The organism is Bartonella sp. AA86SXKL (genome assembly GCF_042196885.1).
Genome location: NZ_JBHIRE010000593.1, coordinates 1 through 532, shown reverse-complemented (window position 1 = coordinate 532; position 532 = coordinate 1). Strand labels below are relative to the sequence as shown.

1 protein-coding gene is annotated in these 532 nt (G+C 40.6%); it reads right to left on the bottom strand.

Annotated elements, in window-relative coordinates; genetic code table 11:
- Positions 1-532: lambda exonuclease family protein (locus ACFIO5_RS13455; protein ID WP_375705686.1), on the bottom strand; the 532-nt coding region annotated here is incomplete at both ends.

Below are 532 nucleotides of genomic sequence, written 5' to 3'. Positions count from 1 at the left end.
GCTTTTGTTGAGAGTTGTTTTATCTCTCGTTCTATCTCTGCTAAAAAGGTTTCAACAGCTTGATTGATCTGTTCAATTTGTTGATCATCACGGAGAACACGCTTGACTTTCATGCGTAAGTGAAAGAATTCCCCCGTAAAACGTGGGTCATAGCTAACGAAATCACACCATTTTCGTCCTGTACAAGCCATTTGGAATTGCATTTGTGCGTGATATTCTGGTTTGATTTCGTCACCTATACAAAAGCGCATATGTGTTACTGATCTCGGGCATTTGACTTCGATTAAACCGTCTTCTCCAATGAGACCATCAGGACTAGCCCCCGCCATTTCTATTGTGGGGTGTTGGATAAAGCCGCACTTTGTTATATTGGCATCATAAATGAAGCCATATTCTCTCAAGGCATCTTCTTCATGTTCAATACCCCATCTCATATCTTCAGTTTCATAATAAGGGCTTGTTTCGCCTGTTAAGCGCTCTGTTATGAGTTTGATTTTGTAGTCTTCATATTTGCTCGTAGGCAATCCTTTTG